The following is a 17,418-nucleotide window of genomic DNA, read 5'->3' as shown; positions in this document are numbered from 1 at the left end:
GTGTCTGATATGTATAACCATCACGCCGCCCGGGACATTCCATCCGATTTGCCCCGGATTGACGGGCCCGCCAGACCGATCACCCTGCGGATGACGTGGTCATGACGGTCCTATGACGCGATGTCATATGGTAACGCCTGCGACAAGTGGGTAATTCCGTCCACTTTATCCGTATTTACCCCACCGTGATCATGATGCGCCCGCCCGGCCGTTGACACCGGCATGACCCGCCCACTGTTATCTCCTCATGGCGCGCGACGACTCGAACTCCGGCGGGGTGGGGCAGGCGGTCGGTGAAGAAAAGGTGAGGAAAAACGGCACCCTCGACAAGGAATCCATCGATAAACCGGTGACCGAGGCCTCGGCCGACGAACTGATCGCCGAATTCGACGCCGAACGGCCCGCGCGGCGCCTGAGTGGCCGATTGGCGTTCGGTGTGGCCTGCGTGGCGGCTGGATTGTCGGTGTACGCCCTTTACTGGGTGTTCCGCTCGGTGCCGATCATCCAGTACCGCATGAGCTTCCTCGCCGTCGTGCTGCCGCTCACCTTCCTCTGTTACCGGCCCCGGGTCCGCCGCCGCGCCGCCGTACCGGAGAACGGCGGAGACGCCAAGGACGCCAAGGGCGCCAAGGACGGCGCGACCGGCGGCAAGGTCGGCAGGGACCATCCGGGGATCCTGGACTGGGCGCTGGCGCTCCTCTCGCTCGCCGTGTGCGTCTACCCGCTGATCTCGTTCGACGAGTTCATCCGGCGGACGTTCGCGCCCACCACGCTCGACGTGATCGTCGGGCTCACCATCGTGCTGCTCGTGCTGGAGGCCACCCGGCGCACCGTCGGGTGGATCCTGCCGGCCGTCTGCCTGGCGTTCTTCCTGTACGCCTACTACGGCGCGTACATCCCCGGCGAGCTGGGGCACCGCGGCTACGACATCGACCGGATCGTGGTCGCGCTGACCATGGGCGGCGAGGGCGTGTACGGCGTGCCGCTCGACGTCGCGGCGACGTACATCATCCTGTTCACGATCTACGGCGCGGTGCTGGAGTACAGCGGCGCGGGGCGGTTCTTCGTGGACGTGTCGCTGGCGGCGTTCCGCGGGTCGCGCACGGCCCCGGGCCGTACGGTCGCCACGGCCGGGTTCCTGCTCGGGACGGTGTCGGGCTCCGGCGTCGCCACCACGGTCAGCGTGGGGTCGGTCGCCTGGCCGATCCTGCGGCGGGCCGGGTATCCGGCCGAGGCGGGGGGCGGCGTGCTGGCCGCCTCGGGCATCGGCGCGATCCTGTCGCCGCCGACGCTCGGGGCCGCGGCGTTCATCATCGCCGAGCTGCTCAACGTGAGCTACCTGACCGTCCTGCTGTACGCCACGATCCCGACGCTGCTCTACTACCTCGGCATCTTCCTGGCCATCGAGATCGACGCGCGGCGGTTCGGCACCCGCGAGGTGGAGATCGACACGCCGCCGCTGGGCCGGCTGCTCCTGCGCTTCGGGTACCACTTCAGCTCGTTGGTGATGATCGTCGTGGCGATGGCGCTGGGCGAGTCGCCGTTCCGCGCGGTCGTCTGGGCGACGCTGCTGGCGTTCCTGCTGTCGTTCCTGGACAAGCGGCACCGGCTGACCGGGCCGCGGACGTTCCAGGCGCTGGCCGCGGGCACGACGGGGGTGCTCCCGGTGGCGGCGACCACGGCGGCGGCGGGCATCATCGTCGCCGTCACCACGCTCACCGGGCTCGGGCTCAAGGCCAGCTCCCTGATCGTGGACGTGTCGGCGGGCAACCTGGCGATCACGGCGGTCCTGTGCGCGCTGGCCGTGCTGCTGCTGGGCCTGGCGGTGCCGGTCACGGCGTCCTTCGTGATCGCGGCGGTGATCGTCGCGCCGGCGCTGTCGCAGCTCGGGGTGAGCCCGCCCGAGGCGTACATGTTCATCTTCTACTACGCGGTGCTGTCCGAGGTCAGCCCGCCGACCGCGCTGTCGGCGGTGGCGGCCTCGGCGGTGACCGGCGGCGACGCGTTCCGCACGATGATGCTGACGCTGAAGTACACCCTGCCGGCCTTCCTCGTGCCGTTCGCGTTCGTGCTCACGCCGGACGGCTCGGCCCTGCTCGGCCAGGGCTCCCTCGGGCGGATCCTGCTCGTCACCGCCGTGTCCGCGGTGGCCGTGGCCGCGCTCGCGGTCGCCACCGGCGGCTGGTTCCTCGATCGTGCCCGGCCGCCCGAGCGGGTGCTCTGCGCCGTGGCGGCCGTGCTCCTCCTCTTCCTCTCCACGACCCCCATCGTGGCGGGGCTGATCGTGCTCGCCGCGGCTCTCGCCGTACATCTGGTGCTGAGAAAGGAAACTGCGTGAAGCGTCTCATAGCGGTCACGGCCGCCGCCGTGCTCGCGCTCACCGCCTGTGGCGGGGAGCGGGAGCCGGAGGCGGGCGGGACCAAGCGCCTGTCCATCGCGACGGGGAACACCACCGGCGTGTACTACGTGCTGGGCGGCGGCATCGCCGCCCAGATCAACAAGAACATGCCCGGCTACCAGGCCACGGCCGAGGCCACCGGGGCGTCGGTGGAGAACATCCAGCGCGTCGTCAAGGGCGACTCGGACCTGGCGTTCACGCTGGCCGACTCGGCCGGTGACGCGGTCAACGGCAAGGGCGCCTTCTCCGCGCCGCAGCCGATCCGCGCGATCGCCCGGCTGTACGACAACTACACGCACGTGATCGCGCTGGCCGACGCCAAGGTCAGGTCCATCGCCGACCTGCGCGGCAAGCGCGTCTCCACCGGGTCGGCCAACTCCGGCACCGAGGTCATCGCGCTGCGCATGCTCAAGGCGGCCGGGCTCGACCCCGACAAGGACGTCAAGCGGCAGTCGCTGGGGCTCCCGGAGACCGTGCAGGGCATGAAGGACGGCACGATCGACGCCCTCGTCTGGTCCGGCGGCCTGCCCACCTCCGGCATCACCGACCTGATGACCGGCCTCGGCAACAAGGCGACGTTCGTGCCGCTGGACGACGTGCAGCCCAAGCTCGCGCAGGAGTACGGACCGGTCTACAACCCGGGCACGATCCCGGCCGCGTCGTACAAGCTGCCCGCCGACGTGCCCACGATCGTGGTGCCCAACCTGCTCATCGTGAACGAGAAGATGGACGAGGGGCTGGCGCAGAACCTCACCAAGCTGCTGTTCGAGCGCAAGGCCGACCTGGAGAAGGTGCACCCCGCGGCCAGGAACATCAAGCCGGACGTGGCGGCCAAGACCGAGCCGGTCCAGCTCCACCCGGGCGCCAGGAAGCACTACGGCGCGCCGTAGGCCGTTCCCTCGTCAGTGGTGGACGGCGGGCAGGAGCGTGTACTCGTAGAACTCGTACCCCGCGAAGACCAGCACGGCGATCGTGACGAGCGCGAACAGCAGCAGGAGGCGCCCGCCGCTCCCCGCCCCCGGACCCGTCCGGCCGGGCAGGACTGAGACGGGGGGCGCCTCCGCCGTCTCCAGCCCGGGGGCGGTCATCCGGAGCTGGGGGTGGAAGTCCAGGTAGCCGGCCGGGAAGGTGGTGATGCTGACGCCGTCGCAGGCCGGGCAGCGTGGCTCGCACCAGGGCGGCTGCACCGGGACGCCGTTCCTGGACCAGACGGCGACGTCGTTCCCGTGGCCGTCCGTGACGTGCCGGACGAGATACTCCAGTTCCCAGACCTGCCGGCAGTCCAGGCACTCGAACGGCCAGACCTCGCGTTCCGCGTACTCCTCGCGCACGGTGATCATCCCCGTCCCGGGTGACGTCCTTGTCCCTCCCGAGTCTTCGCCCGAGTTCTCTAGACGACAAGAGACCGAAAATGTCACCTGAAGTAATGACACCGGCACTTCGCGTAAGAAGCGGGGTCAGTAGCCGGCGCCGGTGAGCAGGCCGCCGTCCACCACGAACTCGCTACCCGTGCAGTAGCTCGACCGGTCCGAGGCCAGGAAGACGGCCACGTGGGACACCTCGACCGGCTTGGCGAACCGCTTCATCACCATGGACCTGACGAACGCCTCCGCGTCCACCTGCTTGGCGATGTCCGGGTCCAGCGCCATCCGCGTCGCGATCGCCCCCGGGTGGATCGAGTTCACCCGGATCTTGAACTCCGCCAGTTCCCGCGCCGCCGCCTTGGTCACGCCGCGCACCCCGAACTTGGACGCCGCGTACGCCGACATCCCCGAGGCCGCGATGAACCCCTCGATCGAGGAGATGTTCACGATCGACCCGCGGCCCGCCGCCCGCATCGGCTCGACCACCGACTTCACCCCGAGCCACGTGCCCTTGAGGTTCACGTCCAGCACCCGCTGGAACTGCTCCGGCGTCATGTCCAGGATCCTGCGGTGGATCAGGATGCCCGCGTTGTTCACCAGCACGTCGAGCCGGCCGTGCGCCGAGACCGCCGTGTCCACCGCGCGGTGCCACTCCTCGACGCTGGTCACGTCGTGGTGGACGTACGTCGCGTCGACCTCGGCGGCGAGCTCCTTGCCCTCCTCGTCGAGCACGTCCCCGAAGACGACCCTCGCCCCCTCCTCGGCGAACAGCCGCACGTGCGAGGCCCCCATGCCGCGCGCCCCGCCCGTGATCAGGGCGACCTTGCCGTCGAGCAGACCCATGTACTCCTCCGATGCCCGATTACCGAGATTCCCGCCTGTGCCACCGCTGACCGGCCGCGACCGCGACCGCCGCGGCCTCCATCGACCGGTAGACCGGCACCCCGGCCCCGCCCGCGATACGCCGCACCTCACCCTCCACATCGGGCGTCCCGCACTCGGCGTTCCGCATGACCAGCGTGATCCGCGTCCGCGGCAGCGCCTCCTGCGTCTCGCCGAGGCGGCGGACGTAGTCGTACAGCGGCTCGGCGCGCGAGCCGTACGTGAAGAAGCTCTGCACGTTGACGTGCGCGACCACGTCCGGGTACGGCTCGCGCGAGGTGATCGCGGTGATCGCGTCGCGGACCAGCTCGGGGCGGCCGCGCGGGCCCACGGGGATCTCCAGCGGGTTGGCGAGCGAGCTGCCCGCGCCCAGGCCGAGGGCGCGCAGGTCCTCGCGGGAGTCCGCGGGCAGCGGGGTCAGCGTGAGGCCGGCGGCGTCGAACACGTCCGCCGCGAGCACGCTCGCCCCGCCGCTCGGCCCGATGACGAGCACGCCGGAGTCCCCGGCGACGTCGCGGCGCGCGTGGCGGCGGTGGAAGTCGAGGGCGCCGATCAGGTCGTCCTGCCCGGTGACCAGGGCGACGCCGGTCTGCTCGGCCAGGGCCCGCCACACCCGGTCGTCGCTCACCATGCCGCCGGTGTGCGAGGCGGCGGCCCGCGCGCCCTGCCGGCTGCGCCCGCCCACGAGCAGCACGACGGGCTTGGCGATCGCGCGCAGGGTCTCGAACAGGGCCCGGCCGTCGCGCGGGTCCTCCAGGTAGAGCCCGATCACCGCGGTCTCGTCGTCGCCGCCCAGCCAGCGCAGCAGCTCGGCCGGGGTGACGTCGGCGGAGTTGCCCAGCGTGGCCACCCGGCTGAACGCCAGGCCCCGCGCCTCGCCCACCTTGATCACCTCGCCGGCGAGCCCGCCGCTCTGCGAGATCAGCGCCACGTCCCCCGGCGGGCCCGGGGTGCCGCCGATGAACGTCTGCCCGCCCTTCGGGCAGTAGACCCCCATGCAGTTCGGCCCCAGCAGCCGCACGCCCGCCTCCCTCGCGGCGGCCAGCAGCTCCTCCTCCAGGTCCGCGCGTCCCGTCTCGCGGAACCCGCCGCTCATGACCTGGACGTACGGCGTGCCCGCGGCCCGCCGTACGACGTCGGCGCAGCGCTCGGCGGGGACGGCGACCAGCGCGTAGTCCACGTCGGCGGACTCGATCGACGGCACGGCGGGCACCCCGCCGATCTCCGCCGCCTCCGGGTGCACCGCCACCAGCGGGATCCCGGTCGCCTTGTAGAACTCGATGAACATGTTCCCGAAGTTCGGCTTGCGCGCCGAGGCCCCGGCCACGGCGACCGCCTTCGGCTCGAACAGCGCCCGGAAGTCCCCCGCGCTCCCTGCCCCCGGAGCGGGACCCGCCGTCGCGCTCGCGTCTCTCTCGCGGGGGATGAGGCGGGCGTCCACGGCGACCACGCCGCCCGGGCCGCAGATGACCGGGTTGAGCTCGAACTCCGCCGCGTGGTCCAGGTCGAGCCGGCTCACGGCGACCATGAGGTCGAGGAGGGCGTCCACGTCCGCGGCGGGGCGGCCGCGATGGCCGCGCAGGAGGGCCGAGCCGCGCAGGGAGCCGAGCATCGCCTTCGCGTCCTCCCTGGTCACCGGGCACAGGCGGACGGCGGTGTCGGCCATCGCCTCGGTCCAGACGCCGCCGAGGCCGGTGAGCAGGACCGGGCCGAAGGCGGGGTCCCGGATCACCCCGATGATCACCTCGACGCCGGGTCCCGCCTGCTCCTCCACGAGGTAGCCGGACGGCGTGACGCCGTGCCCGGCCAGCCGCGCGGCCATGGCCTCCGCCGCCCGGGCCGCGTCCTCCGGGCCGGGCAGTTCGAGGACCACCGCGCCCGCGTCCGACTTGTGGATCAGGCCCTCGCCGTACGCCTTGAGGACGAGCGGGGGCGTCAGGCCCTCGGCGGCGGCGGCCACCGAGGCGGGATCGGGGGCGGTGGCGCCGCGCGGGACGGGGACGCCCCGTGCGGACAGCCAGGCCTTGACCTCGGGCTCGGGTACGTGGGTGCCCACCCGGCTCCTCTCTGCCGGCTGCTGCCGGTCGCTGTCGGCTCTCTGGGCGGTCAGGCCGCGGGGGCGCCCGCTCGCGGGGTCACATCCGGTCCTGGTACCGCTCGCGGATCTCGCGGCGCAGCAGCTTGCCGGGGCCGCCGGAGGCGTCCTGCGTGTGCGGCAGCTCGTCGGCGACCACGACCCGGTCGGGGCGCTGGTGGGCCGGGAGCGCGTCCGCGAGCCGGGCGGCGATCTTCTCCGGGTCCAGGGACGCGCCGGCGCGGGGGACCACGGCCAGCAGGATCCGCTGCTCGACGGCCGTCTCCCCGTGCCCGGGGACGCCGACCGCGCCCGCCTCGGCCACGCCGTCCAGCGCGACCGCGGCCTCCTCGATGTGCGCGGGCTGGGTCCACTGCCCGCCCTTGAGGATGGAGTCCTCGCGGCGGCCGAGCACGGTCAGGTAGCCGTTCTCGTCCGCGATGCCCAGGTCGCCGCCGACGTACCAGCCGTCCCGCAGCACCTCGGCGGTCTTGTCGGGCAGCTTGTCGTACCCCAGCATGCGGTGCGGCCCGGCCAGGTTGATCTCCCCGACCTGCCCGACCACCCGGTTCCCCTCGGGGTCGGTGATCCGCATGGCGGCCGTCATCCGGGCGCGGCCCGAGGAGTGCAGGTCCTGCGAGCCGTCGTCCACGCGCCCGACGCAACTGTAGGGGGCCTCGGTCTGGCCGTAGTAGCAGTACACGCCGGCGTCGGGCAGCCGCTCCTTCATCCGCGCGAGCAGCGCGGCGGGCAGCGGCTCCCCGCCCAGCATGATCACCCGGATCGAGGACAGGTCCACGCCCTCGTGCTCGTCCCCGGCCAGCAGCGCGGAGTAGAACGAGGGGATCTGGCTGACGTGGGTGACCTTCTCGCGCGGCACCACGCGCAGGAAGTTCGAGGGCCCCCAGTCCTGTTCGAGCACCAGCCGCATCCCGGCGTACAGCGCGGGGCCGACCAGCGCAGGGAACCCGATGCCCCAGATGATCGCCCCGGTGCCCAGGACCGAGTCGGGGGTGCGCGGGACGTCCAGCCAGATCTGCGAGGTGGCCAGGGCCGACGCGTGCGAGTGCAGCACGGCCTTGGGCAGGCCCGTCGTCCCCGAGGTGTAGTAGAGGGCGAGGACGTCGTCGTACCCGGCCCCGAGCGGCGGCTCGCCGTCGAGCGCGTTCGCGGTGAGCGCGTCCAGGTCCACCGCGTCATCGCCGGGGCCGCCCACCTTGATCCAGGTGGTCACGGCGGGGAGGCTCGGCCGGATCGCCTTGATCGTGTCCTCGACCGTGGAGTCGTACACGAACGCCGTGCACTCCGAGTGCGCGACCACCTGCTGGAGCGTCTCCACCGGCCAGTACGGGTTCAGCGCCGCCGTGACCGCCCCCAGCTTGGCCTGCGCCAGGTACACCTCCGCGACGTTCAGCGTCTCGTTGAGCAGCGCGGCCACCCGCTGCCCCGGCGCGATCCCCGCCTCGGCCAGGGCGTGCGCCCGCCGGTTCACGAGGCGGTTCAGCTCCTCGTAGGTGAAGCTCCGCTCGCCGCAGTAGGTCAGCGCGACCTTGTCCGGGATGCGCAGCGCGGTGGCGGTCAGCACGGCGTACGCGTAGTTGCCGTAGGGGTTCATGCCTTGCCTCCATAGATCACGAAGACGTTGCCGCTCGGGTCGCTGAGGACCGCGCGCACCTCGTGCGGCCCCTCCTCCGGCCCCCTGACCAGCCGCGCCCCGGCCTCGGTGAGGTCGCGTACGGCTTCCGCCACGTCGCCGACCTTGTACGACGGCGCCGTCGCCCCGGTGACGTGCTCCTCCGGCCCGGCCAGCGCGATCGTCACGCCCCGCCCGTCCAGGGCCGCGAACCGGTCGCCGTCCCGGAACCTCACCGGGAAGCCGAGGGCTCCGTAGAAGGCGATGGCCTTGTCGAGGTCGTCCACGGGCACGAGGACGTTGCCGATCTTCGTCTCACTCATCCGGCCTCCAGTACGGCATGGGGCCGAAGCCCTCGACGTCGCGGAAGGTCACGTCCACCCGGCCGCCGATCCGCGTCTCGCCGAGCACGCCGCCGAACACCCGCGCCCCGGCGTCGAGGTCGATCCAGGCGACGGTGTACGGCGGCGCGAGCCCCGGCACGAACGCCCGGTGCACGACGGTGAACGTGTGGACGGCGCCCTTCCCCTGAACCACCTCGTACGCGAGATTGGAATCCCCGCAGAACGGGCATTCCGCTTCCGGGAAGTGCACGAACCCCCGGCATCCGCCGCACCGCTGAAGCGCCAGCTCGCCCCGGCGGCAGGCGTCCCAGTACGGCGCGGTGAGCGGCGAGGGCAGGGGAAGCGGGCGCGCCATGGCCGCCAAGCTAGCGCACGCTTGGTTGCCTCACAAGAGCCTCCCGGGGGTGTATCCCGGCGCCGGGGCCCGGAGCGCCGTACGGCTGCTAGCCAAGCAAGTGCTCGGTTGATTACGCTTCCGGGTATGCCCCTTGATCTGGTGGAGCTCGTCGCACCCGGGCGCACGGCCGTACTCGTGATGGAGATGCAGCGGGGAGTGGTGGGCGACCTGGCCCGCTTCCCCGACCTGGCGAAGATCTGCGCGGAGCGGGACGTGATCGGCAACGCCGCCCGGGTGCTGAGCGCGGCGCGCGCGGCCGGGGTGCGCGTCGTGCAGTGCACGGCGGCCTTCCGCGCCGACCGGGCCGGCACCCACGCGCGAAACAGCCCCTTCCTCGCCACCCTCCTGCGCGATCCGGGACACATGCTGGAGGGGACGGGGGCGGTCGAGGTCCTGCCCGAGCTGACCGGCCCCGGGGACCTGGAGTCGCGGCGGTACCACGGGTTCTCGCCGTTCACCGGGACCTCGCTGGACATGACGCTGCGGTCGCTCGGCGTCTCGACCGTGGTGGCCCTGGGCCTGTCGCTCAACCTCGGCGTCCCCGGGCTCGTGCTGGAGGCCGTGAACCTGGGCTACCGCGCAGTGGTCGTCACCGACGCGGTCGCCGGCGTCCCCGCAGAGTACGGCGACGCCGTGCTCACCCACACGCTGAGCCTGCTGGCGGCCCGCGTGCCGTCCGGCGAGCTGATCCCGGCCTGGGGGGCCGCGTGATGGAGGGGACGCGGATCGACGGCAGGACGGCGGTCGTGACCGGCGGCGCGGGCGCGATCGGGGCCGCCATCTGTGCCGACCTGGCCTCGCTCGGGGCCCGGGTGATCGTCGCGGACCGGGACGAGCCGGGCGCCGCGAAGGTGGCCGGGGAGGTCGGCGGCACGGCGGCGCGCGTGGACCTGGCCGACGCCGCCGACGTGGAGCGGTTCTGCGCCGGCGCCGGGGACGTGGACATCGTGGTGCACAACGCGGGGGTCAGCGTCGTCGAGCCGTTCGTGGACGGGGACCCGGCCGCGTGGGAGCTGATGTGGCGGGTCAACCTGCGCGCCCCCATGCTCATCACGCGCCGGCTGCTGCCCGGGATGACCGGGCGCGGATGGGGCCGCCTGGTCTTCATCTCCTCCGACGGCGCCCGCGCCGGATCGGGGGGCGAGGGGGCGTACGCCGCGACCAAGGCCGGGCTGTTCGGGCTGGCCAAGACCCTCGCCCGCGAGGCCGCGCGCGGGGGCGTGACCAGCAACGTCGTCTGCCCGGGCCCGACGGACACCCCGATGCTGCGGGCGATCTCGGCGCAGAAGCCGGGGCTGGTGGACAAGCTCGCCAAGGGCATCCCGCTGCGGCGCCTCGGGCGGCCCGCGGACGTGGCCGGGCTCGTGGCCTACCTCTGCACCGACCGCGCCGCCTACGTCACCGGGCAGACCCTCTCGGTCAGCGGCGGGATCACGATGCACTGATGCGCCCGCCGCGCCCGCCCGGGCCCTCCCGTACGGCCGCCGCCCGCCGCGTCCCCCCGGCGCGGTCGGCGAGGGGGCCGCGGCGGGACCCGGGCTCAGGACGACAGGGACGCGTACGCCGCGTTGATCAGGTTGTAGGCCCGCAGCCCGCCGGAGACCGAGCTGCCCATCTTGTTCGGGATGTACGCCAGGGCGAGCCCGCGCTCCACGTCCCCGAGGCCGATCGCGCCGCCCAGGCCGGTGTGGCCGAACGCGCCGGCGCGGGCCCCCTGGGGCAGCAGGAACGTCGTCGAGGGCCGCATGAAGCCGAGGCCGAAGGCGCTGTCGATGTACAGGATCCGGTCCGGGCCCTGGGAGCGGGGGACCAGCGCGTCGCGCAGGGTGTCCGGCGCGACGATCCGCCCGGCCAGCAGGTCGCGGTAGAAGCCCGCCAGGCCGCGCGCGGTGGCGACGAGCCCGGCGGCGGGGACCCCGGCGCGCAGGGCCAGCGGGTTGCCGAAGCCGCCGGGCAGCTTGTGCACCGGCGGGTTGTAGAGCGCCCGGTTCATGAGGCTGTCCGGGTCGGCCGCGGCCTGGGCCATCTCGTACAGCGCGGTCCCCGGGCGCAGGCCGGGCGGCGCCTCGGTGGTCGCGCGGCGCTCCTTCCAGCTCAGCCGGGCCGTGCGTGCGATCACGTCGTCCGGCGCGCCCAGCCACATCTCCAGGCCCGGCGCCACGTCCTCGTTGACGATCTCGCCGACGGTGCGGCCGGTGGCCCGCCGGACGACCTCGCCCAGCAGCCAGCCGTACGTCAGGGCGTGGTAGCCGTGCGCGGTGCCGGGCTCCCAGACCGGTTTCTGGGCGGCCAGCCGCTCGGCCAGCCGCACGGGCTCGGCGACCTCCTCGGCGGGCGGGTCGCCCTCCAGCGCCGGCAGGCCGGCCCGGTGGGACATGACCTCCGCGATCGTGATCCGCTCCTTGCCCGCCGCGCCGAACTCGGGCCACACGTCGGCGACCGGCGCCGAGAGGTCGAGGGCCCCCTTGTCGGCGAGCATGAGCATGACGGCCGCCGTCACGCCCTTGGTGCAGGACCAGGACAGGCAGGGGGTGTCCTCCTCCCACGGCTCGCCCGTGTGCCGGTCGCGCTGCCCGCCCCACAGGTCCACCACCAGCTCTCCGCCGAGGTAGACGGCCACGGCGGCGCCGATCTCCGCTCCCCGTTCGAACGTGTCCTCGAAGGTCTGCCGCACCTGCTCGAAGCGGGGGTCGCAGTGTCCGCCGATCACTCCTGGCCTCCTCGGTGAAAGGGATCGCTTACATGGTTGCAGAACCGAACAACTGGGGTCGATTCGGGGCGGAGGACCAGCGCGGGACGCTGAACCTGCTGACCCCGCGGACCGTGCTCGCCGCGCTGGGATCCGCCCGGCGCGGCGAGGTGCTGAGCCTGTCGATGCCCATCCGCGGGGCGACCTCCTCGCCGGCCCCGACCACCGTCCCCCACCTGCGCGGACGTCCGCTGCCGCAGCACTTCATGTCGGTGGACGGGGCCGACTACGAGGCCGGGACGCGGGCGATCGGGGCGGGGCTGCGCATGGCCGACGACGCGATCATCGTCACGCACCACGGCACGACCACGCACATGGACGCCCTGTGCCACATGTGGGCGGGGGACTCGCTCTACAACGGGCACCCCGCCGCGCGGGTCCGGTCGTACGGCGCGACGCGGTGCGGGATCGAGCACGTCGGCGGGATCGTGGCGCGTGGGGTGCTCTTCGACGTGCCGCGCCACCTGGGGCTGCCGCACCTGCCGGCCGGTTTCCGGATCGACGGGGAACTGCTGGCCGAGATCGCGCGGGTCGGGCCGGGCGACGTCGCGGTGGTCCGGACCGGGTGGCCGGCCGTGTGGGAGCGGTCGCGGGAGGAGTACTGGTCCGGGCAGCCGGGCCTGTCGGCGGACGGCGGGCGCTGGCTCGCCCGGCACGACGTGGCCATGGTGGCCTGCGACAACGCGGCGATCGGCGGGCTCAACGCGGACCAGCTCGCCGACGAGGGCCTGGACGACGACCTCCATCTGATCCTCCTGTGGCGTCACGGCGTCCACCTGGCGGAGATGCTCTGGCTGGAGGACCTGTCCGAGGCCGGGGTGAGCGACTTCCTCTTCATCGCCGCCCCCCTGCGCATCGAGGGCGGCACCGGCAGCCCCATCACCCCGCTCGCCGTCCTGTAGCCCGGCCCGCGCCCCGCCGCCCCGCCGTCTCGCGCCAGCCGTACGGCATGGGACGGCGGGAGCGCGGGACGGCGGGTTCCCGGGATCAGGGCTCCCGGGGTCAGGAGCCGGGGTAGGCGCCGCCGCCGTACCGGGCGTCGAGGGCGTCGTAGTCGGGGGTGAAGCCCTTCTTGGGGAGCTCGCCGGCGAACTCGACGTGCCTGGGCTTCTTGTACGACGCGATCGCGCCGCGGACGTGCTCGACGATCTCCTCGGCGGTCGCCGTACGGCCCTCGGCCAGGACCACGATCGCCTTCACGGCCTGCTTCCACCGTTCGTCGGGCACGCCGATCACGGCGGCGTCGGCGACGGCGGGGTGGGTCTTGAGAGCGCGCTCGACCTCGGCCGGATAGATGTTCTCGTTGCCCGACTTGATCATCCGCAGCTTCGGACCGATGAACGTGAGGGTCCCGTCGGGCTCGCGGCGGCCCAGGTCGCCGGTGTGGTGCCAGCCGCCGGCGCTCTTGCGGGCGTTCAGCTCCGGCCGGTCGTGGTAGCCGCTGAACAGGGACTTGCCGCGCGCGCAGATCTCGCCGACCTCGCCGTCCGGCACCTCGCGCCCCTCCGCGTCCAGCAGCCGGACCTGGACGAACGGGGACGGGCGGCCGGCGTACCCGGCGGCGCCGGGGGCCAGGCCGAGGAAGGTGAGCATCCCGCCCACCTCGGTCTGCCCGTACCCGCCCATCTTGGACGAGCACCACGGCGAGTCGTCCACCGTGATCATCGCGTCCCACTCGGGGGAGTGCGAGACGAAGCGGAGGGACGAGAGGTCGTACTTGCCGCCCGCGTTCGCCGCGACCAGCGCGTCGATCATCTGGCCGAACAGGAACGCCTGGGTGCAGCGCTCGGCGTCGATCAGCCGGCAGACCTCCTCGGCGTCGAAGGCCGGGGTGAACACGTTCTTGCCGCCCGAGAGGAACGTGGTCAGGCAGAACATCATCGTGCCCACGTGGAACAGCGGGCCGCAGTTCAGGAACGTGAACCCCGGCTCCACCTGCCGCACCTGGAGCAGCGCGGCGCTGTGGGCGATCAGCGCCTCGTGGCTGAGCAGCGCGGCGTTCGGCCGCCCGTCGAACGCGGCGGTGTAGAGCGCGAGGACCGGGTCCCGGTCGTCCTTGTCGTCCGGCACCTCCGCGTCCGAGCCGCCGGCCACGAACGCCTCGTAGTCCTCGACCCAGTGCGCCGCCGTACGGCTCTCGCGGGCCCCGGCCACGGCGTCGGAGGGCTCGAAGGCGACCACGCGCGGGCCGAGGTCGTCCAGGACGTACGCCAGCTCGTCGGCGGACTGCCGCCAGTTCGCCGGGCAGAAGACGGCGCCGAGCCGGGCCGCGGCGAGGAGGAGTTCGAGCACGCGGTAGGAGTTCTGGCCGAGCCACAGCACGCGGTCCCCGGGGCCGACCCCCTGCGCGGCCAGGGCGTTCGCCAGCTTCGTGACCCGCGTGTCGAGCTGCGGATACGTCAGTCGCACCGAGCCGTCCACGACCGCGGTCTCGTGCGGCCGGCTGCGCCGGTGCTCGGCGAGGACGTCGGAGAGGGTGAGCCGGTGGATGCCCATGATCGCGCCTCCTGTCGGGGGTTACTTGAACGCCGGCATGACCTCGGCGGCGAAGAACTTCATGACCTTCCTCATCTCTTCGAGCGGGATCGGCCGGGTGCTGCCGAAGTCGCAGAGCAGGTTGGTGAAGCCGAAGTCGCGCAGCATCCGGATCTGGCCGATCACGCGCTCCGGGTCGCCGATCACCTCGAGCTGCTCCCAGCGGAAGTCCTCGCTGACCGAGCCGCCCTTGAGGTAGCGGTCCTGCCAGTACTCGAAGCCCTGCGCGACCTTGCCCGTCTTCGGGTCGATGGGCGCGCTCTTCTCGTTGAAGATCCGCGACCGGTCGAAGAGCCGCTCGAACCGCGCCTGGTCCTCGCGGGCCTGCTCAAGCGTCGGCGCGACGTACACCGACCGGCTCACCACCAGCTCCGTCCCGGCCACGTCGTGCCCGGCGGCCGTCGCCGTCTCGCGCCAGGTCTCGGCCGCCCGGGCGACCTTGTGGAACGGCGCCGCGGGGTCGGCCAGGATCGGCAGGCCGCGTTCGGCGTACATCGTCACGGTCTCGGGGGAGACGGCGGCCACGTGGATCGGCGGGTGGGGGGCCTGGAGCGGGCGGGGGACGAGCGACACCTCGGTGCCGGTCCGGTAGAACTTGCCCTCGTGCCGGAAGTTGTCCTGGCCCCACAGCCCGAGGATCATCTCCAGCGCCTCGTTGAACCGGTCGCGCGCCTCGGCCAGGTCGATGCCGAACCCCTCGAACTCGAACCCCTGGTAGCCGCGCCCGATGCCGAGCTCCAGCCGGCCGTTCGTGAGCACGTCCACCATCGCCGCCTCCTCGGCGACGTGGATGGGGTTGTGCAGCGGGAGCACGACGATCCCGGTCCCCAGCCGCAACCGCTCGGTGCGCGCCCCGGCGAACGCGAGGAAGTGGAAGATGTTCGGCACGACGCCGTAGTCCCGGAAGTGGTGCTCGGCCACCCGCACCCCGTCGAACCCCAGCTCCTCGCCGAGCTCCATCAGCTCCAGGTGGTAGTCGTAGACGTCCTTGAAGCTCTGGCCGTCGAACCGGTGGAGAAGGTGGAAGGTCGAGAACCTCATCGCGTTGTGTCCCCTCAACGTCAACCGCTTCCGTACCAAGCGCTCGCTTGGGAAGCGTATCAGCCCGGCCGCGATCGTTGTACCGTTGCCTTTGAGCTTTAGGGGGGCGGCGTGCACGGTGTCGTCGTGGTCGGAGAATCACTGATAGACCTGGTGGCCGCCGCGGACGGCCGCTCCTTCACCGCGCACCCGGGCGGCAGCCCCGCCAACGTCGCGGTCGGCCTCGCGCGCCTCGGCGTCCCGGTGACCCTCCACACCGCCCTGGCCGCCGACCACTTCGGCCGCCTCGTCGAGTCCCACGTGACGGACTCCGGCGTACGGCTCGCGCCCCACCGGACGGAGCACACCAGCCTCGCCGTCGTCACCCTGGACGGCCAGGGCGTCCCCGAATACGACTTCCGCCTCACCTGGGACATCGGCGAGGTCCCCCTGAACGCCGCCTGCCTCCACACCGGCTCCCTGGCCGCCGCCCTGCCCCCGGGCGCGTCGGCCGTGGAGGCCCTGATGTCGGCGACCTCCGCCACGGTCACCTACGACCCCAACATCCGCCCCCCGCTCATGGGCGAGCCCGCCGGGGCCCGCGCACGCGTCGAACGCCAGGTGGCGCTGAGCGACGTGGTCAAGGTCAGCGAGGAGGACCTGGCCTGGCTCTACCCCGGCGAGGACGCGGAGGAGGTCGCCGCGTCCTGGCGCTCCAGCGGCCCCGCGCTCGTCATCCTCACCCTCGGTGAGAACGGCTGCACGGCCCTGACCGCCCACGGCAGGCTCCACCGCCCCGGAATCCGCGTGAAGGTCGCCGACACCGTGGGCGCAGGAGACGCCTTCATGTCCGGCCTCCTGTCGGCGCTGCACGCCGGAGACCACCTCGGCGGACGCGTCGCCGTACCCCGCGACGCCCTGCCCGGCATCCTGGACACCGCGCTGAGGTCCGCCGCCATCACCTGCACCCGCCCCGGCGCCGACCCCCCGACGCAAGCCGAGCTCGCCGGCCTCCGGCTCCAGGAGGCCCGCCCGTAGACCGGGCCGGGCCGCCGCGTCCGTCTCCCCGGCCGAGAACGGCGGCCGGACGGGGAAGGCCCCGGCACGCGATCTCTCGGGCGGGGTCTGCCCGTAGTCGTCTCCGGCGAGGCGGAACGGGAGCTTCGCCCGGTGGCGTGCCTCCCCATGTCCGCGGCCGGTCCTTCCTGGACACGGCTTTTATGCGGCTTTTCGGGGGGCCTCCCTAGCGTGATCTTCGTCAGCCGGGCGGTCGAGCCGAGGGAGGGAGCCCGCGCCGATGACCGACAGGAACGTCCGCGTGGTGGTGCCGATCGTGGTGATCAGCGGGGTCGCGGCGGCGGCCACGGCCGCCCAGCTCGTTTACGGGCAGGTGAGCGGGCCGGGCGTGGCGGCCGCGCCCGTCGCCTCCGGCCCGTCCGCACCGCCGTACGGCGCGGCCGGGGGCGGCCGGGCGGACACGGCGGGGCGGCCGCCCGGGCTGGTGCGGATCGACTACCGGCTCACCCGGCTCCCGACGCACGCGAGCAACCAGATCGCGATCTGGATCGAGGACCGGGCGGGGCGGTACGTGCGCACCCTGTTCGCCACCAGCTTCACCGCCAACGGCGGGTACGTCCGGCGGCCGATGTCGCTGCCGCGCTGGCGCGAGGCCGCCGACTGGGAGAACGCCACCGAGGCGGAGATCCGGGCCGCGAGCAGGCCCGCGCAGGAGAGCGGCGAGCACAGCGTCTACTGGGACGGGACCGACAGGAACGGGCGGCCCGTCCCGCCGGGCACGTACGTCTACCGCATCGAGGGCAACGTGCTGTGGGAGAACCGGGTGCTGTTCACCGGCGAGATCCGGGTCGGGGAGACGGCTCACGAGTCGCGGGCGCGGGTGGAGCACCTTCCGGCGGCGGCGCGGGACCAGGGGGTCCTCCTGGACGGCGTGCGGGCCGCGTTCCTGCCCGGGGAGAGGCTCGGCCCCGCCCGCGTCACGGCGTACACGAGGGGGTCCTGACG

At 73.0% G+C, this 17,418-nt stretch carries 16 protein-coding genes; 7 read left to right on the top strand and 9 right to left on the bottom strand.

Annotated elements, in window-relative coordinates:
- The first annotated feature begins 247 nt into the window (after positions 1-247).
- Together D5H75_RS27095 and D5H75_RS27090 are read left to right on the top strand one after the other, a co-directional pair.
- Positions 248-2,338 (top strand): TRAP transporter permease, encoded by a 2,091-nt coding sequence (locus D5H75_RS27095; protein WP_119929370.1) that lies wholly within the window; start codon positions 248-250, stop codon positions 2,336-2,338.
- A complete protein-coding gene (locus tag D5H75_RS27090; RefSeq protein WP_119929369.1) occupies positions 2,335-3,288 on the top strand; it encodes a TAXI family TRAP transporter solute-binding subunit in 954 nt (317 codons plus the stop codon). The genes D5H75_RS27095 and D5H75_RS27090 overlap by 4 nt, the downstream gene beginning before the upstream one ends.
- 12 nt (positions 3,289-3,300) lie before the next feature.
- Here D5H75_RS27090 and D5H75_RS27085 read toward each other — a convergent pair whose 3' ends face one another.
- From D5H75_RS27085 to D5H75_RS27060, 6 genes are all read right to left on the bottom strand, one after another.
- The gene (locus D5H75_RS27085) at positions 3,301-3,729 is read right to left on the bottom strand and encodes a hypothetical protein (RefSeq protein ID WP_147425292.1); all 429 of its coding nucleotides are present in this window, start codon (positions 3,727-3,729) and stop codon (positions 3,301-3,303) included.
- A gap of 126 nt (positions 3,730-3,855) precedes the next feature.
- Complete coding sequence (locus tag D5H75_RS27080; RefSeq protein WP_119929367.1) at positions 3,856-4,605, bottom strand: glucose 1-dehydrogenase; 750 nt, start codon at positions 4,603-4,605, stop codon at positions 3,856-3,858.
- 19 nt (positions 4,606-4,624) lie between these two features.
- Positions 4,625-6,700, bottom strand: a complete 2,076-nt coding sequence (locus D5H75_RS27075; RefSeq protein ID WP_119929366.1) for an acetate--CoA ligase family protein — start codon at positions 6,698-6,700, stop codon at positions 4,625-4,627.
- A gap of 79 nt (positions 6,701-6,779) precedes the next feature.
- Positions 6,780-8,333 carry a class I adenylate-forming enzyme family protein gene (locus D5H75_RS27070; RefSeq protein WP_119929365.1) on the bottom strand — a complete coding sequence of 518 codons (1,554 nt, stop codon included), beginning with the start codon at positions 8,331-8,333 and terminating at the stop codon, positions 6,780-6,782.
- Complete coding sequence (locus tag D5H75_RS27065; protein WP_119929364.1) at positions 8,330-8,674, bottom strand: VOC family protein; 345 nt, start codon at positions 8,672-8,674, stop codon at positions 8,330-8,332. The genes D5H75_RS27070 and D5H75_RS27065 overlap by 4 nt, the downstream gene beginning before the upstream one ends.
- Positions 8,667-9,050, bottom strand: coding sequence for a Zn-ribbon domain-containing OB-fold protein (locus tag D5H75_RS27060; RefSeq protein WP_119929363.1), 384 nt, complete (start codon positions 9,048-9,050; stop codon positions 8,667-8,669). The genes D5H75_RS27065 and D5H75_RS27060 overlap by 8 nt, the downstream gene beginning before the upstream one ends.
- A gap of 126 nt (positions 9,051-9,176) precedes the next feature.
- On the opposite strand from D5H75_RS27060, the gene D5H75_RS27055 reads away from it, so the two are divergent.
- A complete protein-coding gene (locus D5H75_RS27055) occupies positions 9,177-9,803 on the top strand; it encodes a cysteine hydrolase family protein (RefSeq protein WP_119929362.1) in 627 nt (208 codons plus the stop codon).
- Positions 9,803-10,537: an SDR family NAD(P)-dependent oxidoreductase gene (locus D5H75_RS27050; protein WP_119929361.1), complete on the top strand. Its 735-nt coding sequence runs from the start codon at positions 9,803-9,805 to the stop codon at positions 10,535-10,537. The genes D5H75_RS27055 and D5H75_RS27050 overlap by 1 nt, the downstream gene beginning before the upstream one ends.
- Before the next feature lie 95 nt (positions 10,538-10,632).
- Here D5H75_RS27050 and D5H75_RS27045 read toward each other — a convergent pair whose 3' ends face one another.
- The gene (locus tag D5H75_RS27045) at positions 10,633-11,802 is read right to left on the bottom strand and encodes a serine hydrolase domain-containing protein (RefSeq protein ID WP_340137776.1); all 1,170 of its coding nucleotides are present in this window, start codon (positions 11,800-11,802) and stop codon (positions 10,633-10,635) included.
- A gap of 32 nt (positions 11,803-11,834) precedes the next feature.
- Here D5H75_RS27045 and D5H75_RS27040 point away from each other — a divergent pair, with 32 nt between their 5' ends.
- Positions 11,835-12,743 carry a cyclase family protein gene (locus D5H75_RS27040; protein WP_119929360.1) on the top strand — a complete coding sequence of 303 codons (909 nt, stop codon included), beginning with the start codon at positions 11,835-11,837 and terminating at the stop codon, positions 12,741-12,743.
- Positions 12,744-12,843: 100 nt separating this feature from the next.
- Here D5H75_RS27040 and D5H75_RS27035 read toward each other — a convergent pair whose 3' ends face one another.
- Positions 12,844-14,337 carry an AMP-binding protein gene (locus D5H75_RS27035; protein ID WP_119929359.1) on the bottom strand — a complete coding sequence of 498 codons (1,494 nt, stop codon included), beginning with the start codon at positions 14,335-14,337 and terminating at the stop codon, positions 12,844-12,846.
- A 21-nt stretch (positions 14,338-14,358) separates the two neighbouring features.
- Positions 14,359-15,417 carry an LLM class flavin-dependent oxidoreductase gene (locus tag D5H75_RS27030; RefSeq protein ID WP_119929358.1) on the bottom strand — a complete coding sequence of 353 codons (1,059 nt, stop codon included), beginning with the start codon at positions 15,415-15,417 and terminating at the stop codon, positions 14,359-14,361.
- Positions 15,418-15,543: 126 nt separating this feature from the next.
- Here D5H75_RS27030 and D5H75_RS27025 point away from each other — a divergent pair, with 126 nt between their 5' ends.
- Together D5H75_RS27025 and D5H75_RS27020 are read left to right on the top strand one after the other, a co-directional pair.
- Entirely contained in the window at positions 15,544-16,434 is an 891-nt protein-coding gene (locus tag D5H75_RS27025; RefSeq protein WP_202638546.1) for a carbohydrate kinase family protein, read from the top strand.
- Positions 16,435-16,693: 259 nt separating this feature from the next.
- Positions 16,694-17,416, top strand: a complete 723-nt coding sequence (locus D5H75_RS27020; RefSeq protein WP_119929356.1) for a DUF2271 domain-containing protein — start codon at positions 16,694-16,696, stop codon at positions 17,414-17,416.
- Positions 17,417-17,418: the final 2 nt, after the last annotated feature.

The organism is Bailinhaonella thermotolerans (assembly GCF_003594875.1).
In the GTDB taxonomy this organism is placed as follows: domain Bacteria; phylum Actinomycetota; class Actinomycetes; order Streptosporangiales; family Streptosporangiaceae; genus Bailinhaonella; species Bailinhaonella thermotolerans.
Note: the sequence above shows the minus strand (reverse complement) of the source record. Positions and strands in the feature narration are given on the sequence as shown.

What these genes read in the sequence shown, in the direction of transcription:
- D5H75_RS27065 (WP_119929364.1), bottom strand. Translation starts at nt 8,674, where the DNA reads ATGAGTGAGACGAAGATCGGCAACGTCCTCGTGCCCGTGGACGACCTC.
- D5H75_RS27020 (WP_119929356.1), top strand. Translation starts at nt 16,694, where the DNA reads ATGACCGACAGGAACGTCCGCGTGGTGGTGCCGATCGTGGTGATCAGC.
- D5H75_RS27040 (WP_119929360.1), top strand. Translation starts at nt 11,835, where the DNA reads ATGGTTGCAGAACCGAACAACTGGGGTCGATTCGGGGCGGAGGACCAG.
- D5H75_RS27055 (WP_119929362.1), top strand. Translation starts at nt 9,177, where the DNA reads ATGCCCCTTGATCTGGTGGAGCTCGTCGCACCCGGGCGCACGGCCGTA.
- D5H75_RS27050 (WP_119929361.1), top strand. Translation starts at nt 9,803, where the DNA reads ATGGAGGGGACGCGGATCGACGGCAGGACGGCGGTCGTGACCGGCGGC.
- D5H75_RS27060 (WP_119929363.1), bottom strand. Translation starts at nt 9,050, where the DNA reads ATGGCGCGCCCGCTTCCCCTGCCCTCGCCGCTCACCGCGCCGTACTGG.
- D5H75_RS27070 (WP_119929365.1), bottom strand. Translation starts at nt 8,333, where the DNA reads ATGAACCCCTACGGCAACTACGCGTACGCCGTGCTGACCGCCACCGCG.
- D5H75_RS27080 (WP_119929367.1), bottom strand. Translation starts at nt 4,605, where the DNA reads ATGGGTCTGCTCGACGGCAAGGTCGCCCTGATCACGGGCGGGGCGCGC.
- D5H75_RS27030 (WP_119929358.1), bottom strand. Translation starts at nt 15,417, where the DNA reads ATGAGGTTCTCGACCTTCCACCTTCTCCACCGGTTCGACGGCCAGAGC.
- D5H75_RS27035 (WP_119929359.1), bottom strand. Translation starts at nt 14,337, where the DNA reads ATGGGCATCCACCGGCTCACCCTCTCCGACGTCCTCGCCGAGCACCGG.
- D5H75_RS27095 (WP_119929370.1), top strand. Translation starts at nt 248, where the DNA reads ATGGCGCGCGACGACTCGAACTCCGGCGGGGTGGGGCAGGCGGTCGGT.